This is a genomic window from Streptomyces sp. NPDC020489 (genome assembly GCF_044386545.1).
Classification (GTDB): Bacteria; Actinomycetota; Actinomycetes; order Streptomycetales; family Streptomycetaceae; genus Streptomyces.
The window spans coordinates 161,241-186,681 of record NZ_JBIRUZ010000003.1; the positions used below are offsets into that span (position 1 = coordinate 161,241).

Annotated in this window: 21 protein-coding genes and 1 riboswitch; of the genes, 10 read left to right on the forward strand and 11 right to left on the reverse strand. The window is 73.3% G+C overall.

The window, feature by feature from the left end; all coding sequences use genetic code 11:
* Positions 1-257: 257 nt before the first annotated feature.
* From ACH41F_RS07870 to ACH41F_RS07885, 4 genes are read right to left on the reverse strand one after another with little or no spacing between them, the layout of a single operon-like run.
* On the reverse strand, positions 258-1,103 hold the full coding sequence (locus ACH41F_RS07870; RefSeq protein ID WP_398833810.1) for an energy-coupling factor ABC transporter ATP-binding protein: 846 nt from the start codon (positions 1,101-1,103) through the stop codon (positions 258-260).
* Positions 1,100-1,849 (reverse strand): cobalt ECF transporter T component CbiQ, encoded by a 750-nt coding sequence (gene cbiQ / locus ACH41F_RS07875; protein ID WP_398833812.1) that lies wholly within the window; start codon positions 1,847-1,849, stop codon positions 1,100-1,102. Before cbiQ ends, ACH41F_RS07870 begins: the two co-directional genes overlap by 4 nt.
* A gap of 6 nt (positions 1,850-1,855) precedes the next feature.
* Positions 1,856-2,215 (reverse strand): energy-coupling factor ABC transporter substrate-binding protein, encoded by a 360-nt coding sequence (locus ACH41F_RS07880; RefSeq protein ID WP_391233753.1) that lies wholly within the window; start codon positions 2,213-2,215, stop codon positions 1,856-1,858.
* Positions 2,212-2,922 carry an energy-coupling factor ABC transporter permease gene (locus ACH41F_RS07885; RefSeq protein WP_398833814.1) on the reverse strand — a complete coding sequence of 237 codons (711 nt, stop codon included), beginning with the start codon at positions 2,920-2,922 and terminating at the stop codon, positions 2,212-2,214. Before ACH41F_RS07885 ends, ACH41F_RS07880 begins: the two co-directional genes overlap by 4 nt.
* 29 nt (positions 2,923-2,951) lie before the next feature.
* A riboswitch (cobalamin riboswitch) is annotated at positions 2,952-3,137 on the reverse strand.
* Positions 3,138-3,414: 277 nt separating this feature from the next.
* Between ACH41F_RS07885 and ACH41F_RS07890 the strand changes: the two genes are divergently transcribed.
* A complete protein-coding gene (locus tag ACH41F_RS07890; RefSeq protein ID WP_398833816.1) occupies positions 3,415-4,590 on the forward strand; it encodes a pyridoxal phosphate-dependent aminotransferase in 1,176 nt (391 codons plus the stop codon).
* Positions 4,591-4,682: 92 nt separating this feature from the next.
* On the forward strand, positions 4,683-5,789 hold the full coding sequence (locus ACH41F_RS07895) for an FAD-dependent oxidoreductase (protein ID WP_391233756.1): 1,107 nt from the start codon (positions 4,683-4,685) through the stop codon (positions 5,787-5,789).
* A gap of 74 nt (positions 5,790-5,863) precedes the next feature.
* Here the strand turns inward: ACH41F_RS07895 and katG are convergent, their stop codons facing one another.
* The 3 genes from katG to ACH41F_RS07910 form a co-directional block, all read right to left on the reverse strand.
* Positions 5,864-8,056, reverse strand: a complete 2,193-nt coding sequence (gene katG / locus ACH41F_RS07900) for a catalase/peroxidase HPI (protein WP_391233757.1) — start codon at positions 8,054-8,056, stop codon at positions 5,864-5,866.
* Between the two features lie 27 nt (positions 8,057-8,083).
* Positions 8,084-8,521 (reverse strand): transcriptional repressor, encoded by a 438-nt coding sequence (locus ACH41F_RS07905; RefSeq protein WP_391233758.1) that lies wholly within the window; start codon positions 8,519-8,521, stop codon positions 8,084-8,086.
* A 207-nt stretch (positions 8,522-8,728) separates the two neighbouring features.
* Entirely contained in the window at positions 8,729-12,757 is a 4,029-nt protein-coding gene (locus ACH41F_RS07910; RefSeq protein WP_398833819.1) for a molybdopterin-dependent oxidoreductase, read from the reverse strand.
* Positions 12,758-12,986: 229 nt separating this feature from the next.
* On the opposite strand from ACH41F_RS07910, the gene ACH41F_RS07915 reads away from it, so the two are divergent.
* From ACH41F_RS07915 to ACH41F_RS07930, 4 genes are all read left to right on the forward strand, one after another.
* Positions 12,987-13,376: a cell division protein SepF gene (locus ACH41F_RS07915; protein ID WP_391233760.1), complete on the forward strand. Its 390-nt coding sequence runs from the start codon at positions 12,987-12,989 to the stop codon at positions 13,374-13,376.
* 74 nt (positions 13,377-13,450) lie between these two features.
* Positions 13,451-14,746, forward strand: coding sequence for an ATP-binding protein (locus ACH41F_RS07920; RefSeq protein WP_398833822.1), 1,296 nt, complete (start codon positions 13,451-13,453; stop codon positions 14,744-14,746).
* Positions 14,743-15,069 carry a MazG-like family protein gene (locus tag ACH41F_RS07925; RefSeq protein ID WP_391233762.1) on the forward strand — a complete coding sequence of 109 codons (327 nt, stop codon included), beginning with the start codon at positions 14,743-14,745 and terminating at the stop codon, positions 15,067-15,069. The genes ACH41F_RS07920 and ACH41F_RS07925 overlap by 4 nt, the downstream gene beginning before the upstream one ends.
* 307 nt (positions 15,070-15,376) lie before the next feature.
* Positions 15,377-15,847 carry a DUF6099 family protein gene (locus ACH41F_RS07930; RefSeq protein WP_391233763.1) on the forward strand — a complete coding sequence of 157 codons (471 nt, stop codon included), beginning with the start codon at positions 15,377-15,379 and terminating at the stop codon, positions 15,845-15,847.
* Between the two features lie 651 nt (positions 15,848-16,498).
* Here ACH41F_RS07930 and ACH41F_RS07935 read toward each other — a convergent pair.
* Complete coding sequence (locus ACH41F_RS07935; protein WP_398833824.1) at positions 16,499-16,666, reverse strand: hypothetical protein; 168 nt, start codon at positions 16,664-16,666, stop codon at positions 16,499-16,501.
* Between the two features lie 238 nt (positions 16,667-16,904).
* Between ACH41F_RS07935 and ACH41F_RS07940 the strand changes: the two genes are divergently transcribed.
* Positions 16,905-17,828 (forward strand): LLM class F420-dependent oxidoreductase, encoded by a 924-nt coding sequence (locus ACH41F_RS07940; protein ID WP_398833826.1) that lies wholly within the window; start codon positions 16,905-16,907, stop codon positions 17,826-17,828.
* Between the two features lie 79 nt (positions 17,829-17,907).
* Here the strand turns inward: ACH41F_RS07940 and ACH41F_RS07945 are convergent, their stop codons facing one another.
* Positions 17,908-18,771: an NAD(P)H-binding protein gene (locus ACH41F_RS07945; RefSeq protein WP_398833828.1), complete on the reverse strand. Its 864-nt coding sequence runs from the start codon at positions 18,769-18,771 to the stop codon at positions 17,908-17,910.
* A gap of 72 nt (positions 18,772-18,843) precedes the next feature.
* Here ACH41F_RS07945 and ACH41F_RS07950 point away from each other — a divergent pair, with 72 nt between their 5' ends.
* The 3 genes from ACH41F_RS07950 (at position 18,844) to ACH41F_RS07960 (ending at position 23,434) form a co-directional block, all read left to right on the forward strand.
* The gene (locus tag ACH41F_RS07950; RefSeq protein ID WP_398833830.1) at positions 18,844-19,290 is read left to right on the forward strand and encodes a winged helix-turn-helix transcriptional regulator; all 447 of its coding nucleotides are present in this window, start codon (positions 18,844-18,846) and stop codon (positions 19,288-19,290) included.
* A gap of 104 nt (positions 19,291-19,394) precedes the next feature.
* Positions 19,395-20,858, forward strand: a complete 1,464-nt coding sequence (locus ACH41F_RS07955) for a 3' terminal RNA ribose 2'-O-methyltransferase Hen1 (protein WP_398833832.1) — start codon at positions 19,395-19,397, stop codon at positions 20,856-20,858.
* Positions 20,855-23,434 (forward strand): polynucleotide kinase-phosphatase, encoded by a 2,580-nt coding sequence (locus ACH41F_RS07960; RefSeq protein WP_391233769.1) that lies wholly within the window; start codon positions 20,855-20,857, stop codon positions 23,432-23,434. Before ACH41F_RS07955 ends, ACH41F_RS07960 begins: the two co-directional genes overlap by 4 nt.
* A gap of 3 nt (positions 23,435-23,437) precedes the next feature.
* Here the strand turns inward: ACH41F_RS07960 and ACH41F_RS07965 are convergent, their stop codons facing one another.
* Both ACH41F_RS07965 and ACH41F_RS07970 read right to left on the reverse strand, forming a co-directional pair.
* A complete protein-coding gene (locus ACH41F_RS07965; RefSeq protein ID WP_398833834.1) occupies positions 23,438-24,328 on the reverse strand; it encodes a hypothetical protein in 891 nt (296 codons plus the stop codon).
* Complete coding sequence (locus ACH41F_RS07970) at positions 24,325-25,362, reverse strand: SPFH domain-containing protein (RefSeq protein ID WP_398833836.1); 1,038 nt, start codon at positions 25,360-25,362, stop codon at positions 24,325-24,327. The genes ACH41F_RS07965 and ACH41F_RS07970 overlap by 4 nt, the downstream gene beginning before the upstream one ends.
* Positions 25,363-25,441 lie beyond the last annotated feature (79 nt).

A 25,441-nucleotide genomic window follows, 5' to 3' on the forward strand; every position in this document is an offset into this window, starting at 1 on the left:
GCGTCAGCGGGAGGCGGCGTCGGGCGACACCGCGGCGAGCTCGTCCGGGGTCCCGGACGACGGGGCCGCCTGCCCGGCGGGGGAGGAGGAACCCGCTCTGGCGGCCTGAGCGCCGCGAACCGGCCCGGCGTCAGCGGGAGGCGGCGTCGGGCGACACCGCGGCGAGCTCGTCCGGGGTCCCGGACGACGGGGCCGCCTGCCCGGCGGGGGAGGAGGAACCCGTCCTGGCGGCCTGAGCGCCGCGACCCAGCTCGGCGTCAGCGGGAGGCGGCGTCGGGCGACACCGCGGCGAGCTCGTCCGGGGTCCGCGGACCTGGGGAGTCGTCGGCCAACAGCCCCTGCTCCCGGAGCAGTCGGGCGGCCGCGACCCCCCAGGGCAGCCGCAGCCCCGCCTCCCGCAGCAGTTCCGTGCGGGCCAGCATCGCGGCGGCGGGGCCGGTGTGCGCGCCGGCACGGGTGAGCAGCGCGGCGTCGTCGGCCCAGCGCAGGGCGAGGTCGACGTCGTGGGTGGCCATCACCACCGTGGTGCCCGAGGCGCGCAGGGCGTCGAGGGTGGTCAGCAGCCGCTCCTGGCCGTCCGGGTCGAGTCCGGCGGTCGGCTCGTCGAGGATCAGCACGCGCGGTCGCATCGCCACGGCGCCCGCGATCGCGGTCCGTTTGCGCTGGCCGTAGGAGAGCAGGTGGGTGGGCCGGTCGGCGAGCGCGCTGATGTCCAGGGCGGCCAGCGCCTCGGCCACCCGGGTCCGTACCTCCGCGTCGGGCAGACCGAGGTTGAGCGGTCCGAAGGACACGTCCTGGGCGACGGAGGCGGCGAACAGCTGGTCGTCCGGGTCCTGCACGACCAGCTGCACGGTCGTCCGCAGCCGGGTCAGCCCCTTGCGGTCGTACGACACCGACCGCCCCTCGACCGACAACGCGCCGCGGTGCGGCCGCAGTCCGCCGCTGAGCAGCCGCATCAGGGTGGTCTTGCCGCTGCCGTTGCGGCCCAGCAGGGCGAGGGCCCGCCCCTCGCGCACCTCGAAGTCGAGGCCGTCGAGCACGGTCGGACCGTCCTCGTAGGCGAAGGACGCGCCCCGCAGGGCGACCAGTGCGGGCTCGCTCATGACAGCGGCCTTTCCAGGACGAGGGTGAGGGCGGCCACCGCCACGAGCAGCGCGACGCTGGCGGCCGTGAAACGGACCGAGACCCTGGCCTCGGGCACCAGCACGCGCAAGGTGCCGTCGTAACCGCGTCCGGCGAGACCGTCCTGGAGCCGGGCGGCCCGGCTGAACGCCCGGACGAAGGCGGTCGCGCCGAGCCCGGCCAGCGACCGCCACTCCGCGGCCCGGCCGGTGTGCCCGAGCCGCGCGGCCTGCGCCTCCCGCACGCGGCGCACGGAGTCCAGGAGCAGGAAGCTCATCCGGTACGTCACCAGGGCGACGTCCACGACGGGTGCGGGCACGCCCGCCCTGACCAGCCGGGGCAGCAGGTCCGACATGGGGGTGGTGAAGGCGAACAGCAGCACGCCGAGGGAGGCGGCCGACGTCCGCAGCAACAGCTCCCCGGCGCGCACCCAGCCGCCGTCGGCCGGGGCGACGAGACCGTCGGGGCCGCCGACCTGGACCAACAGGGTGAGCGCCCCGGTCGCGCAGAAGCCCAGCGGTACCCGGTAGGCGCGCCACAGCCGCCGGGCGGGCACCCCCGCCGGGCCCAGGAGGACGGTGACGGACGTCAGCAGCACCAGGGCGGCGCCCGGCCAGGGCGGCAGGGAGATGGCCAGGACCGTCAGGCCCAGGCCGAGGACGGCCTTGTCCACGGGATGGCGGCGGCGCCAGTGGCTGCTGTGCGCGGCCGCGTCGATCGGCAGCACGCGGGATCAGGTCCGCTCGGTGGCGGACTCGTCCCGGGCGTCCTCGGACTTCTGTCCGGCCAGTGCCCGGGCCTCGCCCTGCCGACGGCCCCGGCGCAGTCCGAAGTAGTAGGCGAGGACGCCCGCGCCTCCTGCCGCCTGGAGGGCGAACAGCGCCGACTCGATCTCGCCGGACGGCGGTTCGTACAGCGGCGAGAACCAGGGCTCGTAGTCCGGCTCGATCTCGGTGATCGCGGTCTCGGCCTCGGAGTCGGAGCCCGTGAAGGGCTCCTCCTTGTGGTCGCCCAGCCCGAGGGCCAGCGGCAGCACGGCGAGCGCCACCACGACGAGCAGCAACAGCGTGTTGATCTTCGCGTTCCGGCTCATCGGGCCACCGCCTGCGTCCCGGTGTCGGCCGCGGCCTTCTCCGGACGGCTCAACAGCACGCCCAGCCGCGTCAGTTCGCCCTTGCTCGACTGGACCAGCAGACGCATCACGAACACCGTCAGCAGCCCCTCGCTCACCGCGAGCGGGATCTGCGTGACGGCGAAGATGGAGCCGAACTTGCCGAGCGCGCCCAGGAATCCGCTGCCGGGGTCGGGGAAGGCGAGCGCCAACTGCACGCTGGTGACGCAGTAGGTGGACAGGTCGGCGAGGAACGCGCCGAAGAACACCGCCACCATCAGCGGCGCACCGAGACGCCGCAGCAGTCTGTAGACGCCGTATCCGGCCCAGGGCCCGACGATGGCCATCGAGAACACGTTCGCGCCCAGCGTGGTCAGGCCGCCGTGGGCCAGCAACAGCGCCTGGAAGAGCAGGGTGATGGTGCCCAGCACCGCCATGATCGGCGGGCGGAACAGGATGGCGCCCAGGCCCGTGCCGGTGGGGTGGGAGCAACTGCCCGTCACCGAGGGCAGCTTCAGTGCGGACAGGACGAAGGTGAAGGCGCCCGAGGCGCCGAGGAGCAGGGTGCTCTCCGGATGCTCCCTGACTTCACGCGTGAGTGAGCGCACTCCGTGGACGACGAATGGCGCGGACGCGACGCCCCAGGCGACCGCGTGCGCCGGAGGCAGAAATCCCTCGGCTATGTGCATGGCTCAGCAGACCCTCTCCAGCACCTCGTGGATGGTTGACGCGCCTTGGCCGGTCTCCTGGCTCACGGGTCCCACCGCCCGGTGCTCCGCCTTCCCGGGTCACAAGGACCCAGTGGCTGCCCGCGAGGGCCGGAGCCGGACTTCCCGATCACAGTGGCGAGGGCCGCACCGGCATCACACCGGATTTCCCGTTCACCAAGGCCTGGCGAGAGTAGTGCCCTCGTCAAGGCGCTGGCAAGCGCCGACAGGGGGCGCGCAGACGGCGCCCCCCGGCTCGTACCGGGCGCACACCGGGGCGGAGCCGAACGCCGCGCGCACCGCGGGATCCACGCCCGCGGTGCGCGACGGCACCCCCGTACAGCCGCGGCGGCCGGGAGCACGCCCGGGCCTGACGGCCAGGAGGTGACCCGAGGGGCGGGCCCGCGGACCAGCCCCTCTCGTGACCGCTTAGGGTCAGCACGTCCCGTCCGTCGTCGAGCCGGAGGTCGCCGCATGCGGATCTCGCAGCGGGCCGAGTCCGTCGCCCCCTTCTACGCCATGGAGTTCGGCAAGCACGCCGCCGCCCTGGAGGCCCAGGGCCACCACGTGGTCAAGCTCAGCCTCGGCGAGCCCGACTTCGGCGCGCCCCCGGCCGTCGTGGAGGCGATGCGCGCGGCCATGGACGGCCGGCCCATGAGCTACACCGAGGCGCTCGGCATGCCCGCCCTGCGGCAGGCGATCGCGGGGTTCTACGGCGAGCGCCACGGCGTCGACGTCGACCCGGGCCGCGTCGTCGTGACTGCCGGCGCCTCGGCCGCCCTGGTGCTGGGCGCCGCCGCGCTCGTCGACCCCGGGGACGAGGTGCTGATCGGCGACCCGTCCTACCCCTGCAACCGGCAGATCATGGAGAGCTTCGGCGCCCGGGTCAGGCTGGTGCCGACCAGCGCGGCCTCGCGCTTCCAGCTGGACGCGGACTCCGTGCGGGAACACTGGACGGACGGCACGCGCGGGGTCATGGTCGCCACGCCCTCCAACCCGACCGGCACCTCGGTACCGGGCGACGAGCTGGCCGCGCTGTGCGCACTCGTCCGGGACCGCCAGGCCTGGCGGATCGTCGACGAGATCTACCTCGACCTCGGCGACCACGACGACCAGGACCGGCCGCCCCGCAGCGCCCTGTCGTACGACCCCGACGCCGTCGTCATCAACAGCTTCTCCAAGTACTTCGGCATGACCGGCTGGCGGCTCGGCTGGTGCGTCGTCCCGGAGATCCTCGTACCGGCCCTGGAACGCCTCGCCCAGAACTACTTCCTGTGCGCCTCCACCCCGGCCCAGCACGCCGCCCTGGCCTGTTTCACCCCCGACTCCCTCGCCGTCTGTGAGGAGCGGCGCGCCGAGTTCGGGCGCCGGCGCGCGCTCGTCCTGGACGGCCTGGCGCGGATCGGGCTGCCGGTGCCGGTGCCGCCCGACGGGGCGTTCTACGTCTACTTCGACGTCAGCGGCACCGGGCTCACCTCGTGGGAGTTCTGCGCCCGGGCACTGCGGGAGGCGCATGTCGCGCTCACCCCGGGCCGTGACTTCGGGGTGGGGACGGCGGACACGCACGTGCGCCTGTCGTACGCGGCCTCCGGCGACACGCTGCGCGAGGGCCTGGCCCGCCTCGGGACGTTCGTCGCCGGGCTGACGTAGCGCATCGCTTCACGGAACGCACACATCAGGCCCCCACAACTTTAAAGTTCAAGCGTTACTGTGCAGGCTCCCCCACAGCACAGGAGAGTCGTGTGAGCGACGGCGACGTAGTGGTGATCGGCGGCGGCTACGCGGGAGTCCGCATCGCGAGGAGGCTGGACGCGACCGCGCGGGTCACGCTGGTGGACCGCAAGGAGGTCTTCTTCCACCGCGTCGCCTCGCTGCGGGCGGGCGTCCGGCCGGAGTGGTCGATGACCCCCTTCATCCCGTACGACCGGCTGCTCAGCGGCGGCCAGGTGGTGCTGGGCAAGGCACTGCGGATCGACACCGAGGCCCGGCAGGTCGTCCTGGCCACGGGGGAGCGGCTGCCCTACGACGTGGTGGTGATCGCCACCGGCGCCGACTACCCCGAACCGGCCCGCTTCAACGGCACCACCGTCGAGGAGGCCGCGAAGGCCTTCGCCGGGCACCAGCAGGCCGTCGCCGGCGCCGGGCACGTCCTCGTCGTCGGCGGTGGGCCCTCCGGGGTCGAACTCAGCGCGGAGATACGGCTGGCCCGGCCGGACGCGCGGGTCACGCTCGCCCACTCCGGTCCCGCCCTGCTGCACGGCACGGGCAGCGAACGCGCCGGACGCAAGGCGCTGGCCTGGCTGGAGGCGCACGACGTGGAGGTGCGGCTGAAGTCGTTCATGTCACCCGGCCTCGAGTTCGGCACCTATCGCGACGCGCGCGGCGAGGTCCTTGAGGCCGACCTCTCGTACTGGGCCACGGGCACCACGCCCAACACGCTCTGGCTCCGCCTCGGCGGCCACGGGGACTGGCTGAACCCCTCCGGGCACGTCAAGGTCGACCGGACGCTCCGGGTCGACGGCCGGCCGGACGTCTTCGCGGTCGGTGACGTCAACGACGCCACCGAGCTCAAGATCACCCCCGCCGCCCTGGCCCAGGCCGACCTCGCGGTCCACAACATCCGCGCCCAGCTCCAGAGCCCCGGCAGGCACCGCAAGGAACCCCGCTTCTACCGTCCCGTGCACCGCACCCCGCTGATCGTGCCCTTCGGAGGGGCCGACGGCCTGACGCTGCTGCCGGTGCCGGGCGGGGAGAGCGCGGTCCTGGGCGGCCGTACCTCCGTCCTGGCCAAGGCGAAGACCCTGATGACGCCGTACATGCGCAGGCAGTTGGGGTACACGGCCGCCTGACGCCCCGCACCGGGCAAAAGGGGACGCCCCGGCCGGCCCGCACGGGCCGGCCGGGGCGTCCCCGGTGCGCTGACTCAGACCAGGTCGAAGCGGTCGGCGTTCGACACCTTGACCCACGCCGCGACGAAGTCGTTCACGAACTTCTCCTTCGCGTCGTCGCTCGCGTAGACCTCGGCGAGGGCGCGCAGCTCGGAGTTGGAGCCGAAGACCAGGTCGGCACGGGTGCCGGTCCACTTGACCGCGCCCGAGGCGTCACGGGCCTCGAAGTGGGTCTGGTCCTCGGAGGTCGACTTCCACTCCGTGCCCAGGTCGAGCAGGTTGACGAAGAAGTCGTTGGTGAGGACACCGGGGGTCTCGGTGAGGACACCGAGGGACGTCCCGCCGTGGTTGGTGCCCAGGACACGCAGGCCGCCGACGAGGACGGTCATCTCGGGCGCGCTCAGGCCGAGCAGGTTCGCCTTGTCGAGCAGCAGGTACTCGGCCGGCAGGCGGTTGCCCTTGCCCTGGTAGTTGCGGAAGCCGTCCGCGGTCGGCTCCAGCGCGGCGAACGACTCGGCGTCCGTGTGCTCCTCGGTCGCGTCGACACGGCCCGGGGTGAACGGCACCTCGACGTCGTACCCGGCGTCCTTGGCGGCCTTCTCGATCGCGGCGGCACCGCCGAGGACGATCAGGTCGGCCAGCGAGACCTTCTTGGCGCCGGAGGCCGCGTTGAAGTCGGCCTGGACGCCCTCCAGGACGCGCAGGACCTGAGCCAGCTCGTCGGGCTGGTTGACCTCCCAGCCGACCTGCGGCTGGAGACGGATGCGGGCGCCGTTGGCGCCGCCGCGCTTGTCGCTGTTGCGGAAGGTGGACGCGGACGCCCACGCGGTCGACACCAGCTGCGAGACGGTCAGGCCCGAGGCGAGCAGCTTGGCCTTGAGCGCGGTGACGTCGGCGGCGTCGATGGGCGCGCCCTCGGCCTGCGGCAGCGGGTCCTGCCACAGCAGCGTCTCCGCCGGGACCTCCGGGCCGAGGTACAGGGACTTCGGGCCCAGGTCACGGTGGGTCAGCTTGTACCAGGCGCGGGCGAAGGCGTCCGCGAACTGGTCCGGGTTCTCGTGGAAGCGCTTGGAGATCTCGCCGTAGATCGGGTCGAAGCGCAGCGAGAGGTCGGTGGTGAGCATCGTGGGGCGACGCTTCTTCGACGGGTCGTGGGCGTCCGGGATGATCTCCTCGGAGTCCTTGGCCACCCACTGGTGGGCGCCGGCGGGGCTCTGGGTGAGCTCCCACTCGTAGCCGAAGAGGATGTCGAAGAAATCGTTGGTCCACCGGGTGGGCTGGGTGGTCCAGGTGACCTCGAGACCGGAGGTGATGGCGTCGCCGCCCTTGCCGGTGCCGTAGGTGCTGGCCCAGCCGAGGCCCTGGTCCTCGATCGGGGCGGCCTCGGGGTCGGCGCCGACGTTGTCCGCCGGGCCGGCGCCGTGGGTCTTGCCGAAGGTGTGACCACCGGCGATGAGGGCGACGGTCTCCTCGTCGTTCATCGCCATCCGGCGGAACGTCTCACGGATGTCGCGGGCCGCGGCGAGCGGGTCCGGGTTGCCGTTGGGGCCCTCGGGGTTGACGTAGATCAGACCCATCTGGACGGCGCCGAGCGGGCTCTCCAGCTCGCGGTCGCCGGAGTAGCGCTGGTCGTCGAGCCACGTGGTCTCGGGACCCCAGTACACGTCCTCGTCGGCCTCCCAGACGTCGGCGCGGCCGCCGGCGAAGCCGAAGGTCTCGAAGCCCATCGTCTCCAGCGCCACGTTGCCCGTGAGGATCATGAGGTCGGCCCAGGAGATGGACTGGCCGTACTTCTTCTTGACCGGCCACAGCAGACGGCGGGCCTTGTCCAGGTTGACGTTGTCCGGCCAGCTGTTCAGCGGCGCGAAACGCTGCTGACCACGGCCGCCACCGCCGCGGCCGTCGCTGATGCGGTAGGTGCCGGCGCTGTGCCAGGCCATCCGGACCATCAGCGGGCCGTAGTGGCCGAAGTCCGCCGGCCACCAGTCCTGGGAGGTGGTCAGGACCTCGGCGATGTCCCGCTTGACGGCCGCGAGGTCGAGGTTGCCGAACGCCTCGGCGTAGTCGAAGTCCGCACCGAGCGGGTTCGCGACGACCGGGTCCTTCGCAAGGATCTTCAGGTTGAGCCGCTCCGGCCACCACTGACGGTTGCCGCCGCCCTGGGTGGGGTGTGCGGCGCGGCCGTGTGCGACCGGGCATGTGCCTTCAGCGGCGCTGTTCTCGGACATGTGGGGAAATCCTTCCGGGTGTGGTGCTCAAGCCTTGCGGGCGGTGGAACAGGTGGGGCACAGGCCCCAGTAGATGACCTCGGCCTCGTCGATCGAGAAGCCGCGGTCGTCGGAGGCGGTCAGACAGGGCGCGTGGCCGACCGCGCAGTCGACGTCGACGACCGCCGCGCACTCCCGGCAGACCAGGTGATGGTGGTTGTCGCCGACCCGGCCCTCGTACCGGGCGGGACTGCCCGGGGGCTCGATACGTCGGACGAGTCCCGCCGCGGTGAGCGCGTGGAGGGCGTCGTAGACGGCCTGCACCGAGATGTGGCCGACCCGGTCCCGCACCCCGGAGGCGAGGGCGTCGACCCCGAGGTGGTCGCCTGCGCGGACGGTCTCCAGGAGCGCGACGCGGGCGGCCGTCACCCGCAGGCCGGCGCCCCGCAGGTCCTCTGCGGTGGTCGGGGGCTGCGGTGAAGTCATGGGGGCCAACCTACCCCCACAAACACGAATGGTTCAAGAAATGGATTCGTTCCAATTTTGTGCGAGGTCGCGTGACCCGGCGTTCGCCCGCCGTTCGCCAGGCGGTCGGCTGGATTGGGGCAGGGAGGCGGGGCGTGTCAGCCGGTTGGACTGAGAAGGGGAGGTGGGCATGTCAGCCGGTCGGACGGAGACGGGGAGGTGGGCGGGTCAGTACACGTCCCGTACGTACCGCTTCGTCGAGGCCAGCTGCTTCACATAGGCCGCAGCCTCCTGCTCGCCCAGCCCGCCGTGCGCGACCGCGATGTCCCTCAGCGCCCGGTCCACGTCCTTGGCCATCCGGGAGGCGTCGCCGCAGACGTAGAAGTGGGCGCCGTCCTGGAGCCACCGCCACAGCTCGGGGCCGTGCTCGCGCATCCGGTCCTGGACGTAGACCTTCTGACGCTGGTCGCGGGAGAAGGCGGTGTCGAGGCGGGCGAGCGTGCCCTCGTCGAGCAGCTCGGTCAGCTCCTGCTCGTAGTAGAAGTCGCTGGCCCGGTGCTGTTCCCCGAAGAACAGCCAGTTCGGCGCCCGGTGCCCGAGCGCGCGCCGCTCCTGGAGGAAGCCCACGAAGGGCGCGACGCCGGTGCCGGGCCCGACCATCACCATCGGCGTCGAGGGATCGGCGGGCGGCCGGAAGTGCGGGGAGGCCTGCACGAAGACCGGCACCTCGGTGCCCGGCGCGGCGTCCGCGAGGAACGGGGAGCAGACCCCGCCGCGCGGGATGCCGCGCAGGTTCTCGTACCGCACCACCGAGACGGTCAGCGAGACCAGGTGCGGGTCGACGAGCGGGCTGGACGATATGGAGTACAGGCGCGGCTGGAGTTTCCTCAGCACCCCGGCCCAGTCCCGGGCGTCCGCCCGCACCGGGTGCTCGGCGATCACGTCGACCGCCTGCCGGCCCCAACTCCACTGCGCCAGGCCGTCCTTGTTGTCGGGCCGCAGCAGCTTCCGCAACTCCCGCCCGTCCCGGACCCGTTCGGCGACGAACCGCAGCAGGTCGGGCGTGACGCGGGTGATGTCGAGATGCCGGTGCAGGGCCTCGCCGAAGGGGACCTCCCCGACGCCGGCGACCGTCACGACGGCCGACCCGTCGACGCCGGTCACCGCCAGCCACTCCTCCACCAGGGCGGAGGAGTTGACCGGCCGCACCCCGAGCGCGTCCCCGGCCTCGTACGACAGGCCGGTCCCGCTGGTGTCGAAGGTGAACCGCCGGACCTCCTTGCCCGCGCCGGGCAGGCTCAGCAGCCGGTTGCCGACCAACCGGCCGGTGGTGGGCGCGGGTTGGGGCGCGCGGGCGGACTTCGCCGGGGCCCGGACCGGCGAGGGTGCGCCGCCCAGCGCGGACAGCACCTCGTCCAGCCAGGCGTCCGCGGTCGGTTCGTAGTCAGGCTCGCAGTCCGTACGCGGCGCCAGCCGCACCCCGCCCAGCTCGTCTAGGCGGGCGTCGAGCCGGCGCCCGTGGCCGCAGAAGTCGTCGTAGGAGGAGTCGCCGAGCGCCAGCACGGAGTAGCGGACCCCGTCCAGGCGCGGGGCCTGCTCGGCGGCGAGCCGGTCCCAGAAGCCCGAGCCGTTGTCGGGGGCGTCGCCGTCGCCGAAGGTACTGGTGATCAGCAGCAGGTCGGCGCCGGTCGGCAGGGTGCCCGGGTCGGTGTCGTCCATGCCGACCAGCACCGGCCGGTGCCCGCTCGCGGAGAGCCGGTCGGCCACGGCGCCCGCGAAGCCCTCCGCGTTCCCGGTCTGCGAGGCCCACAGCACGACCACCTCACGGCCGGGCTGGGGCCGGGGGGCCGACGTCGTCCGCGAGTACATGCCGGCCAGGACGCCGTTCACCCACAACGCGTGCTCGGCGCTGAAGGGCGCGTCCGGCGGGAGGACCGGGACGCCGGGGGCGCCGGAGTCGATGCCCGCGAGGAAGCCGGTGAGATACAGGCGCTCCTGCGCGGTCAGGACGGGCGGCGGGGCCGGGTCGAGCCCGAAGGGGTCGGCGGCGGGGATCACCGAGGTCGGGACGACGGCCTCGGGCGCGGGCAGCGGGGCCGGTGCGGGAGCCGGTGCCGAGGAGACCCGGGTCAGGGACACCGCGCACACCTTGAACTCGGGCTGGAAGGAGATCGGGTCCACGGCGTCGCTGGTCACCGCGTTGACGCAGCGGTACTCGCCGAACAGGTCGTTCCAGTGGAACGGCGCGAAACAGCAGCCCGGCCGCACCCGGTCGGTCAGCACCGCGGGCAGCACCGCCCGCCCCCGCCGCGAGGCGACCTCCACCCCGTCGCCCTCGGCGATCCCCAGCCGCCGCGCGTCCTCGGGATGCAGCTCCACGAACGGCCCGGGGTTCAGCTTGTTGAGCTTGGCCACCTTCCCGGTCTTGGTCAGCGTGTGCCACTGGTGCTGCACCCGCCCGGTGTTCAGGACGAACGGGAAGTCGTCGTCCGGCAGTTCCGCGGGCGGCAGATGCGGCCGCGCGTGGAAGACGGCCCGCCCGCTCGGGGTCGGGAACCGCAGCGTGCCGTCGGTGACGTACCGGATCGGGTTGCGGGCGGGCCCGGTCTCCTCGGCGGCCGGCCACTGCACGGGCGTGGCGCGCAGCCGTTCGTGGCTCACCCCGCGCAGGTCCCACCCCGTGACGGGGTTCCAGGCGCGCCGGATCTCCTCGAAGACCTGCTCGGCACTGTCGTAGGAGAAGCCCTTCTCGTACCCCATCTCCCGGGCGACGGCCGCGATGATCCGCCAGTCCGCCATCGCCTCGCCGGGCGGGTCGGCGACCTGGCGGGTCAGGGTGAGGCCGCGCTCGCTGTTGACGAAGACGCCCTCGCCCTCGGTCCACAGCGCGCCGGGGAGCACGACGTCGGCGTAGGCGTTGGTCTCCGTCTCGGTGAAGACGTCCTGGGTGACGACGAACTCGGCCGCCTCCAGGCCCTCGATGACCGTGCGGCGGCCCGCGACCGAGGCGACCGGGTTGGTGCAGATGATCCAGCAGGCCTTGATCTCGCCGTCGGCCATCTTCCGGAACATCTCGACGGTGCCCTTGCCGACGCCGTCCTTGCGCAGGGTCCCCTCCGGCAGCTCCCACAGGTCCTCGACGAACTCCCGCTCGGCGTCGACCAGTACGGACCGCTGGCCGGGCAACCCGGGGCCCATGTAGCCCATCTCACGCCCGCCCATGGCGTTGGGCTGGCCGGTCAGGGAGAACGGGCCGCTGCCGGGGCGGCAGATGGCTCCCGTGGCGAGGTGCAGGTTGACCAGGGCGTTGGTGTTCCAGGTGCCGTGCGTGGACTGGTTCAGGCCCATCGTCCACAGGCTCGTCCACTCACCGGCCTCCCCGATCAGCCGGGCGGCCTCGCGCAGGTCGTCCTCGGCGAGACCGGTGATCTCGGCGACGGAGGCGGGCGCGTAGTCGGCGAGGAACTCCGGCATCGCCTCCCAGCCCTCGGTGTGGGCCTCCACGAAGGCGGGGTCGGTGTGCCCGTTCTCGACGAGCAGGTGCAGCAGGCCGTTGAGGAGGGCGAGGTCGGTCCCCGGCCTGACCTGGAGGAACAGATCGGCTTTGGCGGCCGTCGCGGTACGCCGCGGGTCGACCACGATCAGCTTGGCGCCCGCCTTGACCCGCTCCATCATCCGCAGGAACAGGATCGGGTGGCAGTCGGCCATGTTCGACCCGATGACGAGGAAGACATCGGCCCGGTCGAGGTCGTCGTACGACCCGGGCGGCCCGTCGGCGCCCAGCGACAGCTTGTAGCCGGCCCCCGCGCTCGCCATGCACAGCCGGGAGTTGGACTCGATCTGGTTGGTGCGGACGAAACCCTTGGCGAGCTTGTTGGCCAGGTACTGCGCCTCCAGGCTCATCTGCCCGGACACGTAGAAGGCGACGGCGTCCGGCCCGTGCTCGTCGATGATCGCCCGCAGCCGCCGCGCGGTCTCCCCGATCGCGTCGGCCACGGGCACCGGGATCGGCTCCTCACCCCGGTCGTCCCGGACCAGCGCGGTGGTCAGCCGTCCCGGCGCGGACAGCATGTCGGCGGTGGTGGCCCCCTTGGTGCACAACCGCCCCGCGTTCGCCGGGTGCGCCTTGTCCCCGGTGGCCTTCAGGACCGTGCGCCGCCCGTCGGGCCCCATCCCGACGTCCAGCACGATGCCGCAGCCCACGCCGCAGTACGAGCAGACCGAGCGCACCTGGGACGTGGCAGTGGTGGGGGTCACACGGGGCCCTTCATCGGCGGTCGGTCGTGGTCGAGAGCGTACGAATCGCCCATTACGCCGATGTCACATGGCTCGATCATGAGGAGTTACGTCGGCCACACAGCCGCCCGGGGCCCGATGTGAGGGAACGGGTCTGTCGCGGTCCGTGTCGCTGTTGGGCCGAACGGGTGACTTGGCGTAAGAATTGGCTGGTGCAGGCAATGAAGGCGAGCGAGTCCGGGGGGAACCGGTGAACAGGTACGACGTCACCGACGAACAGTGGGAAGGGCTCGCCCAGGTCGTTCCGTTGCGTGGCCGGGACGCCTGGCCGTCCGCGGTGGACCACCGGGTGCCGCCGGAAGCGGTGACGGAACCCCGCCGCCGCTTCGTCGTCCTCAGGGTCAACGTCTTCGGCGACGCCCGCGAGGTCGCCGAGACCCTGATGGCCGGTATCCCGGTCCTGCTCGACCTCACCGGCGCGGAGGGCGAGGTCGCCAAGCGGGTCCTCGACTTCAGCACCGGCGTCGTCTTCGGCCTGGCCAGCGGCATGCACCGCGTCGACCGCAACGTCTTCCTGCTGACCCCGCCCGGCATGGAGGTCAGCGGCCTGATGGAGACGGCGGGCGCGCCCGGCCTCTGAGCCCGGTCCCCCGATCGTGGGAAGCCGCGTCGGCGGAACGGTTCGCCTGACAGGCGGAGTTCTACGGTCCGGACATGGCCGTGCACCCAGCGTCAGAGGCGTCCGTGTCCGCCGAGCCCCCCGGCGCTCACGAAGAGCAGCAGGATCACGAACGGCACGACGAGCACGAAGGGCACCAGGTCCCCTCTCCCCGGGTCCCGGTGGACGCGGAGACCCGGCCTAGCCGCCCCCACCTCAGCGAACTGCGTCTGGCGGCCTTCGCCGTCCACCGCCGCGTCCGGTTGCCCCTCGGCCCGTGCACCCTCCTGGTCGGCCCCAGCGGGTCCGGCAAGACGAGCGCGCTGCGGGCGTACGAGGCGCTGGCCCGGCTCGGCGCGGGCGGCGAGGTCGGGGAGGTGTTCCCGGACCCCGGGGCCTGCGTGCCGCAAAGCGCGCGGCCCGACGCCGGACGGCGGCGGGGCTTCCACATCGGATGCACGGCCGACGGACCCGAGGGGCCGGTGCGCCTCGACGTCGCGGTGCAGGCCGAGCCCGAACTGCGGATCGTGGGGGAGCGGTTGACCGCGGACGGGGTCGTCCTGCTGGAGACCGCGCTGCGCGACCCCTCGCGGCGGGCGGTGCAGGCCGCCTGGCACACCGCCGGGTCCGCCGCGGTGACCCGCGCCCCGCTCCCCGACGACCGGCTCGGCACCGCGCTGCTCCCGTTGCGCGTGGCGGGCAAGACCGACGGCCAGCGCCGGGTGCTCGCCGCCGCCGAGCAGATGGTCGTCGCCCTGCGGTCCGTGTTCGCCTGCGACCCCCGGCCCGACCGGATGCGCGCGCCCGTCCCCACCGGCTCCGGCCGTCTCCTGGGCGGCTGCGACAACCTCGCCGACGTGGTGTTCCGCACCCGCGCCGAGTGCGTCCGCCGGCACGCGCAGTTCGTCGCGGCGGTCGACGCCGGGTGCGCGGGAGTGGTGACCGGTGTACGCGCCGAACTCCTCGGCGACGGCACGGTCCGCGCGGTCCTCGACCGCGGCGCGGCCGGGGGTGCGGTCGGCGGTGCGGTGCCGGGGCGGCCCGGCGGCGGTACGACGCTGGAGCGGCTCGGGGACGGCGAGTTGAGGTACCTCGCGCTCGCCCTCGTGCTGTTCACCGGACCCGGGGTGCTGGAGGTCGACCCGGTCGGTGAGGTGCCGGCGGCGATGCAGACGCTCACCGTGCTCGCCGACGGTTTCGACCGGCGCCTGGACCCGCGGCAACGGGACGAACTCCTGCGGCTCGCGGCCCGGATGTGCGACCGCGGGCACATCCGGCTGCTCGGCACGGTGACCGACGCGTCCTGGGCGGCGCGGGCCGAGGGGGTCACGGTGGTACACCTGGACGCGTGACAGACCCTCTCGATGTGCCGAAACTCCAGCGCAGGCTGGCCGAGTTCGCGGCGGCGCGGAACTGGCAGCCGTACCACACCCCCAAGAACCTCGTCGCCGCGCTCAGCGTGGAGGCGTCCGAACTGGTCGAGATCTTCCAGTGGTTGACGCCGGAGGAGTCGGCCCGGGTGATGGACGACCCCGACACCGCGCACCGCGTCACGGACGAGGTCGCCGACGTCCTCGCCTATCTGCTCCAGCTCTGCGAGGTGCTGGGCATCGACCCGTTGGCGGCCCTGGACGCGAAGATCGACCGGAACGAGCGGAGGTTTCCGGCGCCGTAGGGGTGTTGCGGGGTGGGTGGAGCAGAGGTGAAGCGGGTCCGCGGGGAGTTGGGGCGGGCCCGCGGGGTGGGTGGAGCGGGGCCGCGGGGAGTTGAGGTGGGCCACGGGGAGTTGAGGCGGGCCCGCGGGAAGAGTGGACCGGGTCCGCAGGGGGAGCGACTCGATCCGCTTTCACTCTCCGCAGTCAAAATCCGGCCCGAAATCGATTTGTTGTCCGCAGATTTCCGCCTTCCTCTGGCTTTTCGTCCCGCCGACCCTCACTCTGGGTAGTGGACAACGGAGTTCGGGCGGCGGACAGGGGCGGCGCATGGATGCGGTGCGGCTCATAGTGACGAGCAGGCGTGCCCTCGCGGCGAGTGGCGCGGTGCCTCAGATCCTGACGGAGGTCTGGCAGGCGCAGGCCCTGGCCCAGGCGATCGGCAGCAGGCTGGCGGTCTCCGGCCCGCCCCGACTCCGGGGCGAGGCACTGGGGTTGACCGAACTGGCGGGCAGGGGCTGCGGCGTCCTGGACACCCCCGAACTGGCGACGGACGACCTGCGCGCCGCCCAGCTCACCGAACTGGGCGACGCCCGCCAGGTCCTGCTCTGCCTCGGCGGCCTGCTCGGCGAGGTCGGAATCGCCCTGGTCGGCCTGGCCTGCGCAGCGGACGACGAGGGCGCCTACTGGCAGTGCATGGAAGCGATCGACGCGGCCGACGAAGCACGCGACCGCGTCCTGGAGATGCTCAGCAAACTGGCCGACCAGGACCAGGCGTTCCCGGAACGGGAGGCGGGCTGAACCCACGGGGGAGCGGGCGGCGATGCCCGTCCGGCGCCCCGCCGGCGCCCCGCCGGCGCCCTGGTCTCCGGTGCCCCGGCGCCCTGGTGTCCCGGCGTCTGGGCGTCCTGGCGCCCTGGTCTCCCGGTGTCCTGGCGCCCTGGTGTCCCGGCGCCCTGCCTCCCGGCGTCTGGGCGTCCTGGCGCCCTGGTCTCCCGGCGCCCCGCCGCCCCGGCCTCCGGGCGCCCCGCCCGCCCCGGCGTCCCGCCGCCCTGGCCTCCGGGCGTCTGGGCGTCCTGGCCTCGTGGCGCCCTGGCCTCCCGGCGTCTGGGCGCCCTGGCCTCCGGGCGCCCCGCCCGCCCCGGCGTCCCGGTGCCCCGCCGCCCCGGTCTCCCGGTGTCCCGGCGCCCGGCCGTCCCGGCCGTCGAGGACCGTGCGGCGCCCCGGCGTCCCGGCGTCTGGGCGCCCCGCCCGCCCCGGCGCCCTGGCGCCCTGGTCTCCCGGCGCCTCGCCGTCCCGCCGCCCCGGCGTCCCGGCACCCTGGCGCCCCGCCGCGCTGGCCTGCCGCCGCCCCGGCGCCCGGGCGCCCTGGCCTCCCGCCGCCCCGCCGCCCCGGCGTCTGGACGTCCTGGCCTCCGGGCGCCCCGGCCCCCGCACCCCGCCGCCCCCGCCTCAGCGCACCTCGTTCTCCTCCACGGTCCGCCCCGCCGACTGCAGATCCGCGTCCAGGGCGGAGAGGTCCGCGTTGAGGGCCGCCATCAGTTCCTCCATCTGTTGCAGCAGCCCCTTGGGCTGACCAGTGGGCCCGGCACCCTGCTGCGGGACGGATTCTTCGGACAAGACGGCCTCCTCGGCCCAGGCCCCCACCGGAGGCCGACACGGGTGACGCCCGGCGCTGACCGGCCGGCGCGGGCGCCGGTCGGTCCGGCTCCGGTCGAGCAACGATCATCACCTTCACCGGGTCACTGGCCCGGGCAGCCCCCGTGCGCCGCGTTGACGCAATTTCACCCGACCGGGCAGGGGCCGGACGGCAGGGGCGGACGGGGCCGACCGGTACGGCAGCGTGCAGGATGGAGATATGGATCTTCGCATCTTCACCGAGCCCCAGCAGGGCGCCACCTACGACACCCTTCTCACCGTCGCCAAGGCCACGGAGGACCTCGGGTTCGACGCGTTCTTCCGGTCGGACCACTACCTCAGGATGGGTTCCGGCGACGGACTGCCCGGCCCCACCGACGCCTGGATCACCCTCGCCGGCCTCGCCCGTGAGACCAAGCGCATCCGCCTCGGCACCCTGATGACCGCCGGCACCTTCCGGCTCCCCGGCGTGCTCGCCATCCAGGTCGCCCAGATCGACCAGATGTCCGGCGGCCGCGTCGAACTGGGCCTGGGCGCGGGCTGGTTCGAGGAGGAGCACAAGGCGTACGGCATCCCCTTCCCCAAGGAGAAGTTCGGCCGCCTGGAGGAGCAGCTGGAGATCGTCACGGGCCTGTGGGGGACCAAGGCCGGTGACACCTTCGACTTCCACGGCACGTACTACGACCTCACCGACTCGCCCGCGCTGCCCAAGCCCGTCCAGGACCGGATCCCGGTCCTCATCGGCGGCCACGGACCCTCCCGCACCCCGCGGTTGGCGGCCCGGTTCGCCACCGAGTTCAACATGCCCTTCGCGTCCGTCGAGGACTCCCGGCGTCAGTTCGGCCGGGTGCGCGCCGCCGCGGAGGAGGCCGGCCGCGGGGGTGACGGGCTGACGTACTCCAACGCCCTGGTCGTCTGTGTCGGCAAGGACGACCAGGAGGTCGCCCGCCGCGCCGCCGCGATCGGCCGCGAGGTGCCGGAGCTGAAGGCCAACGGTCTCGCCGGTTCCCCGGCCGAGGTCGTCGACAAGATCGGCCGTTACGCCGAGGTCGGCTCCAGCCGGATCTACCTCCAGCTCCTCGACCTGCACGACCTGGACCACCTGGAGCTCATCTCCGCACAGGTGCTGTCGCAGCTGGCGTGACGCCGCACGACGACCGCCCGGCGGACCGCGCCCCACGGCCCCGGTCCGCCGGACCGTCCGCGCGGGCTCGCCGCCGCCCTCACGGGCAGGCGGCGGCCCGGTCGGCCGCGGGCCGGTGCCCGTGGCCCGGCGCCGTGCCCGCCGCCGCCCGGTAGACCTCCAGCGCCGACCGCGGCGCCCGCCCCAACAGCGCCCGTAGCGCGTTCTCCGCGATCCCGGCGCCGTCCAGGAACCCGCCGGCGATCGCCGAGTACGTCCCCACCAGCATCGGCACCTGATACGGCAGTGCCGCACCGCCCGCGATGAGCGCCTCGCGCGTCGCACCCAGCGTGGCCGGGACGTACGCGCCCCCGACCGCCGCCGCCAACTCCGCACCCCCCACCGTCCGTTCGCCGACCAGCTCGTACACCCGCCCGGCATGCTCCCGCGGCGCGCTCACCACCCGGGCCGCCACCGCCGCGAGGTCGGCGCGCGCGACGGCGGCCAGCCGGCCCGCACCGAGCGGGGCCGTGATCGTCCCGTCGGGCGCCGGGGCGGCGATGTCCGCGAGGAACTCGGCGTAGAGGCCGTTGCGCAGGACCGTCCAGGCGACCGGGGAGCGCCGCAGGCGCCGTTCGGTCCAGCGGTGGGCCAGCGCGTAGGGCAGGTGGTCGCCGTCCCCGCTGAGGCTCGTGTAGACGAGGTGCCCCACCCCCGCCCGCTCGGCCGCCGTGATCGCCGCCTCGTGCCGTGCGACGACCACGTCGTCCTCTCCGTACCCGGCGGAGATCAGCAGCAGTGTGTCCACGCCCGTGAAGTCGAGCGAGTCCGGGTCGTCGAAGTCCACGCGCCGCTCGGCCGCCGAACGCGCGGTGCGGCTGCCGAGGACCACGTCGTCCCGCCCCGCCAGTTCGGCCGCCACGAGCCGTCCGAGCGCGCCGCCCGCGCCGGTCACCAGAATCATCGGAATTCCCCCTCCTGAGCTGTGTGTTCCCATCATGGGAAGCGGATCCGGATCGCATAAGGAGGCACATCGATGTCAGCAGGGCACACCGCGGTAACCGCCCCCGCCGCCCCCGCCGCGCCGCGCACGCCGGACGAGCCGGTGATCGTCTGCGACACCCCGCAGGACGAGTGCGGCGTCCGGGACGTCCTGGACCGGCTCGGTGACACGTGGTCGGTCTACGTGGTCGTCGAACTCGCCTCAGGCATACGGCGGTTCAAGGAGCTCCAGCGCGCGATCCCCGGGAACATCTCCCAGCGGATGCTCACCCTCACCGTGCGGCGCCTGGAGCGCGACGGGCTGGTGCGGCGGACGGTGTACCCGACCATCCCGCCGCAGGTCGAGTACGAGCTGACCGACCTGGGCCATAGCCTCACCCACCTCGTCAAGGCGCTCGCCGACTGGTCGATCGCCCATCGCCCGGCCATCGCCGCCGCCCGCGAGACCTGGGACGCCGCAGGCGCCGTCCAGGGACGATAAATCGAGAGTGCGTACGGGGCGCCCCAGGGTACGTTGAGCGGGCCCATCACCTTGCAGAACGGCGAGAAGCCGCAGCTCAGAAGGATCCCAGAGGTGTAATCACCGTGTTCCTCACGATCAGTACCACCGGCACCCCCGAACGCCCGGCGACCGACCTCGGCTTCCTGCTCCACAAGCATCCCGAGAAGGCGCAGACGTTCTCCACCTCCTACGGCACCGCGCACGTCCTCTACCCCGAGGCCGACGCCGAGCGCTGCACGGCGGCGCTGCTGCTGGAGGTCGACGCGGTGGCACTGGTCCGGAGGGGCAAGGGCAAGGGGCGCGGCGGCGCCCCCGACGCGGCGCTCGCGCAGTACGTCAACGACCGTCCCTACGCCGCGTCCTCGCTGCTCGCCGTCGCGCTGAGCGCGGTGTTCTCCAGCGCGATACGCGGCGTGTGCAACGCCCGCCCGGAGCGGGCCGCGCAGCCCCTGCCCCTGCGTATCGAGGTGCCCGCGCTGCCCGCCCGAGGCGGCCCCGACCTGGTGCGCAAGCTGTTCGAGCCGCTCGGCTGGGCGGTCACCGCCGAACCGGTCGCCCTGGACGCGCGGTTCCCCGAGTGGGGGGACTCCCGGTACGTCGGGCTCGTCCTGGAGTCGGAGCGCCTGACCCTCGCTGAGGCCCTGCGCCACCTCTACGTCCTGCTGCCGGTCCTCGACGACGCCAAGCACTACTGGGTCGCCTCCGACGAGGTCGACAAACTGCTGCGCGCCGGTGAGGGCTGGCTGCCCGACCACCCCGAGCAGAAGCTGATCACCAGCCGCTACCTCTCGCGCCGCTGGTCCCTCACCCGCGCCGCGATGGAACGCCTGGAGCTGGTCCGGCTGGCCGAGGCAGACGACAGCGAGGTCGAGGAGATCGACAACGCCGTCGAGGCGGAGACCGAGGACGAGGAGAAGCCGACCCCGCTCGCCGTGCAGCGCCGGGACGCCATCATCGCCGCCCTCCAGGCCTCCGGCGCCGCACGCGTGCTCGACCTCGGCTGCGGGCAGGGCCAGTTGGTGCAGGCGCTGCTCAAGGACGTGCGGTTCACCGAGATCGTGGGCGTCGACGTGTCGATGCGGGCTCTCACCATCGCCTCCCGGCGGCTGAAGCTGGACCGCATGGGGGAGCGGATGGCCTCCCGGGTCCAGCTCCTCCAGGGCTCGCTGGCGTACACCGACAAGCGGCTCAAGGGGTACGACGCCGCCGTGCTCAGCGAGGTCATCGAGCACCTCGACCTGCCCCGGCTGCCCGCCCTGGAGTACGCGGTGTTCGGCGCGGCCCGTCCCCGCACGGTCCTGGTGACCACCCCGAACGTCGAGTACAACGTCCGCTGGGAGTCCCTCCCGGCCGGCCACGTCCGGCACGGCGACCACCGCTTCGAGTGGACCCGCGAGGAGTTCCGGAGCTGGGCGTCCTCGGTGGCCGAACGCCACGGCTACGACGTGGAGTTCGTACCCGTGGGACCCGACGACCCGGAGGTGGGCCCGCCCACCCAGATGGCCGTGTTCGTGATCAGGACCGAGAAGGAGGCGAAGGCGGCATGACCGAGAACCTGACCAAGGGGCGTGTCCTGCCCGTCACCGACCTCTCCCTCGTCGTCCTCGTCGGCGCCTCGGGCTCGGGCAAGTCCACCTTCGCCCGGCGGCACTTCAAGCCCACCGAGGTCATCTCCTCCGACTTCTGCCGGGGCCTGGTCTCCGACGACGAGAACGACCAGAGCGCGACCCGGGACGCCTTCGACGTGCTCCACTACATCGCCGGCAAGCGGCTCGCCGCGGGCCGCCGCACGGTCGTCGACGCCACCAGCGTGCAGTCGGACTCCCGGCGGCAGCTGATCGACCTGGCCAGGCAGCACGACGTCCTGCCCATCGCCATCGTGCTCGACGTGCCGGAGGAGGTGTGCGCCGAGCGCAACGCGGGCCGCACCGACCGCGCCGACATGCCGGTGCGGGTCATCAAGCGCCACATCCGCGAACTCCGGCGCTCCATCCGGCACCTGGAGCGCGAGGGCTTCCGGAAGGTGCACGTCCTGCGGGGCGTGGAGGAGATCGAGAACGCCACCGTCCGCACCGAGAAGCGCTTCAACGACCTCACCCACCTCACCGGCCCGTTCGACATCGTCGGCGACATCCACGGCTGCTCGTCCGAACTGGAGTCGCTGCTGGGCAAGTTGGGCTACGTCGACGGCGTGCACCCCGAGGGCCGTACCGCGGTCTTCGTCGGCGACCTCGTCGACCGCGGCCCGGACAGTCCGGGCGTGCTGCGCCGCGTGATGTCGATGGTGAAGTCGGGCAACGCCCTGTGTGTGCCGGGCAACCACGAGAACAAGTACGGCCGTCACCTCAAGGGCCGCAAGGTCCAGCACACCCACGGCCTGGCCGAGACCATCGAGCAGATGGAGAGCGTCTCTGACGAGTTCCGGGCCGAGGTGCGGGAGTTCATCGACTCTCTCGTCAGCCACTACGTCCTGGACGGCGGCAAGCTGGTCGTCTGCCACGCCGGACTGCCGGAGAAGTACCACGGCCGCACCTCCGGCCGGGTCCGTTCGCACGCGCTGTACGGCGACACCACCGGCGAGACGGACGAGTTCGGGCTGCCGGTGCGCTACCCGTGGGCCGAGGACTACCGGGGCCGGGCGGCGGTCGTCTACGGCCACACCCCGGTCCCGGAGGCGACCTGGCTGAACAACACCATCTGCCTGGACACCGGTGCCGTCTTCGGCGGCAAGCTCACCGCTCTGCGCTACCCGGAGCGGGAGCTGGTCGACGTACCGGCGGAGCGGGTCTGGTACGAGCCGGTGAAGCCGCTCAAGGCGGAGGCGCCGGGCGGCCACGACGGCCGGCCGCTGGACCTGGCGGACGTGCGGGGCCGACGGGTCGTGGAGACCCGGCACCAGGGACGAGTCGCGATCCGCGAGGAGAACGCGGCCGCCGCCCTGGAGGTCATGAGCCGTTTCGCGGTGGACCCGCGACTGCTGCCGTACCTCCCGCCGACGATGGCCCCGACCGCGACCAGTCACGTCGACGGCTACCTGGAGCACCCGGCCGAGGCGTTCCGGCAGTACGCCGAGGACGGGGTCGCCCGGGTCGTGTGCGAGGAGAAGCACATGGGGTCGCGGGCGGTGGCGCTGGTCTGCCGCGACGCGGAGACGGCCCGCAGGCGCTTCGGCGTCGGGGGCACCGCCCCCTCCGGCGAGGCCGGCAGCGAGGCAGGCCCGACGGGCTCCCTCTACACCCGTACCGGCCGCCCGTTCTTCGACGACGCGTCGGTGACCGAGGAGATCCTCGGCCGGATCCGGGCGGCGGCCGACGAGGCGGGCCTGTGGGCGGAGTTGGACACCGACTGGCTGCTGCTCGACGCCGAGCTGATGCCGTGGTCGCTGAAGGCGTCGGGACTGCTGCGCTCGCAGTACGCGGCGGTCGGCGCCGCGTCCGCGGCGGTGTTCCCCGGTGCGCTGGCCGCCCTGGAGGGCGCGGCACAGCGCGGCGTGGACGTGACGGACCTGCTGGGCCGCCAGCGTGAACGCGCCGCGAACGCCGAGGCGTTCACCGAGGCGTACCGGCGGTACTGCTGGACGACCGACGGCCTCGACGGCGTACGCCTGGCCCCCTTCCAGGTCCTCGCGGTCCAGGGCCGCAACCTCGCGTCCCTGCCGCACGACCGGCAACTGGCCCTGCTGGACCGCCTGGTGGAGCACGACGGCACCGGCCTGCTCCAGACCACCCGGCGCCTCTACGTCGACACGGCCGACCCCGAGTCGGTGCAGGCGGGCGTCGACTGGTGGCTGGAGATGACCGGCCGCGGCGGTGAGGGCATGGTCGTCAAGCCGCTGGACGCGGTCGTGCGCGGCGCCGAGGGCCGTCTGGTGCAGCCCGGCATCAAGTGCCGTGGCCGCGAGTACCTCCGGATCATCTACGGCCCGGAGTACACCCGACCGGACAACCTGACGCGGCTGCGCCAGCGGTTCCTCAACCACAAGCGCTCCCTCGCGATCCGCGAGTACGCGCTCGGCCTGGAGGCTCTGGACCGCCTGGCCGAGGGGGAACCGCTGTGGCGGGTCCACGAGGCGGTGTTCGGGGTGCTGGCGCTGGAGTCGGAGCCGGTGGACCCGCGGCTGTGACGGTCAGCCGACCAGCCGGAGGCGCTCCCGGCTCACGCCGACCCGCACGGTCTGGCCCCAGGTCAGTTCCAGGGCGTCGGACTCCATGCCGTCCCCGAAGGCGATCAGCCGCTCGGACTCGACGGTGAGCCGCAGCGCGGACCCCGCCGGGAGTTCGCCGGCCACCCGCGAGGTGCCGGTGGCCGGCGACGGCCAGGCCTCGCGGACGAACCACAGGAGGCGGTCGTCGGTGGGGCGGGGCAGGGGCAGGCCGCTGCCGCGTTCCTGCCAGACCGACCGCACCCACCCGGTCGCGCCCGTGCCCGTGCCCACCAGCACGCCCGAGGAGGCCTGGGCCTCGACGGCACCCCCGTCGTCGTCGAGGCCCAGGCGGTAGCGGGCGGTCTGGTGGCCGGGGGCGCCCAGGTAGATCTCGTTGAGGGCGACCAGGCGCTGGGTGTCGTCGGCGACGGCCTCGACCATGGTGAGTTCCTCGGCCGCCGAGCCGGTGGCCCGCAGCAGGGCGGCCGTGTCCGAGGGGCGGTGCCGGACCAGGACCCCGGGGTTGCGGCCGGGGTCGGCGTCGATGCCGAGCACCGGCTGGCCGGAGAGGTACTTGGCGACGTTCGCCACCAGTCCGTCCTGGCCGACCACGACCACCACGTCCTCCGGGGCGAACAGGAAACGGTCCAGGTCCGCCCGCTCGACCCGGGACTGACGCCAGGTCAGGGGGATCGCCGAGGTCACCTCCGCCAGCGCCGCGCGGGTACGGCGGTGGCGTGCGGCGACCTCCTCGATGTTCCGGCCGCGGGAGGAGAGGAAGAACGCGGCCTGGCCGTGGGTGCCGTGGTGGGCCACCAACTCCTCGTACTCCGTGGTGCGGTGGACGAGGACGACCCGCGGGGCGAGGCTCATGCCGGGTCCCGTGTGCCCAGCTTGGCCAGCAGACTCGTGAGGACGTCGGGGGAGAGCGTGAGGCTGTCGATCCTCGGCAGGTTCTCCGCCAGCCGGGTCCCGGTGAGGGCGTGCAGGACCGCCACGTCCACGCCGGTGTGCACCTGGAGCCAGGCGGCCTGCGCCTGGGCCCGCGCCTCGCCGATCTCTCGCGCGCCCTCGGCCTCGGCGCGGGCCAGCCGCACGGACCGCTCGGCCTCGGCCTCGGCGAGCTTCAGCGACCGCGCCGCCTCCGCGCCGGCCCGTACCGCGTCGGCCGCCGCGTGCTCCTCCGCCTCACGCCGGGCGTTGGTGCCGCGCTGCTCGACCAACTGCTCCTCGCGGCGGGCGAGTTCGATCTGGCTGGCCAGTTCGTTCTCGGCGATGGTCCGCTCCCGCTCGACCGCCACCGCTCGCCGCTCGTAGGTCGCCCGGTCCGCCTCCTGCTGGATCTGCTCGCGGGCGGGTGTCCGCAGGGCTCGTTCCACGTCCGGTTCGGGGCGCAGGGCGACCACGCGGACCGCCACCACCTCGATGCCGGTGGCAGGCAGCCGCGGCTCCGTCGCCAGGCCCGCCGCCACCCGCTCCCGGACCGCCGCCACCCCGTCGACCAGCGCCGACGCCAGCGTCGTACGGGCGAGGACGTCCAGCGCGTGCTGCTGGGCCGTCTCGGTGAGCAGGGTGCCGAGCTGCTCCAGCGGGGTGCCGCGCCAGGCGCCCGTGTCCGGGTCGACGGAGAAGTCCATGCGGGCCGCGGCGAGCGCCGGGTCGCTGATCCGGTAGGTCACCGTCGCCTGCACCGTCACGTCCTGGAAGTCGGAGGTGCGGGCGTGGAAGGTCATCGCCAACTCCCGGTCGTCGACCGGGACTTCGGAGAGCGCGGCGGTCAGTGCCCGGAACCAGAAACTCAGGCCCGGTCCGTCGTGCAGCAGCTTTCCGCCGCGGTGGTGCCGGATGTGCGCCGTGGGCGCTCCGCGCAGATGGCGCCAGCCCAGGCGCCGGGTGATGTCGGCCACGAGACCCCCTCTTTTCGTCTTGTGGACGATAACCGTGGGGCGCGCTTATCGTCAAGGGGACGAATATGCGAAGTGGGTC

Coding starts and splice junctions, on each gene's coding strand:
- ACH41F_RS07890 (WP_398833816.1), top strand. CDS start 3,415: ATGCGGATCTCGCAGCGGGCCGAGTCCGTCGCCCCCTTCTACGCCATG.
- ACH41F_RS07870 (WP_398833810.1), bottom strand. CDS start 1,103: ATGAGCGAGCCCGCACTGGTCGCCCTGCGGGGCGCGTCCTTCGCCTAC.
- ACH41F_RS07920 (WP_398833822.1), top strand. CDS start 13,451: ATGGCCGTGCACCCAGCGTCAGAGGCGTCCGTGTCCGCCGAGCCCCCC.
- ACH41F_RS07885 (WP_398833814.1), bottom strand. CDS start 2,922: ATGCACATAGCCGAGGGATTTCTGCCTCCGGCGCACGCGGTCGCCTGG.
- ACH41F_RS07940 (WP_398833826.1), top strand. CDS start 16,905: ATGGATCTTCGCATCTTCACCGAGCCCCAGCAGGGCGCCACCTACGAC.
- ACH41F_RS07880 (WP_391233753.1), bottom strand. CDS start 2,215: ATGAGCCGGAACGCGAAGATCAACACGCTGTTGCTGCTCGTCGTGGTG.
- ACH41F_RS07950 (WP_398833830.1), top strand. CDS start 18,844: ATGTCAGCAGGGCACACCGCGGTAACCGCCCCCGCCGCCCCCGCCGCG.
- ACH41F_RS07905 (WP_391233758.1), bottom strand. CDS start 8,521: ATGACTTCACCGCAGCCCCCGACCACCGCAGAGGACCTGCGGGGCGCC.
- ACH41F_RS07945 (WP_398833828.1), bottom strand. CDS start 18,771: ATGATTCTGGTGACCGGCGCGGGCGGCGCGCTCGGACGGCTCGTGGCG.
- ACH41F_RS07930 (WP_391233763.1), top strand. CDS start 15,377: ATGGATGCGGTGCGGCTCATAGTGACGAGCAGGCGTGCCCTCGCGGCG.
- katG (WP_391233757.1), bottom strand. CDS start 8,056: ATGTCCGAGAACAGCGCCGCTGAAGGCACATGCCCGGTCGCACACGGC.
- ACH41F_RS07960 (WP_391233769.1), top strand. CDS start 20,855: ATGACCGAGAACCTGACCAAGGGGCGTGTCCTGCCCGTCACCGACCTC.
- ACH41F_RS07965 (WP_398833834.1), bottom strand. CDS start 24,328: ATGAGCCTCGCCCCGCGGGTCGTCCTCGTCCACCGCACCACGGAGTAC.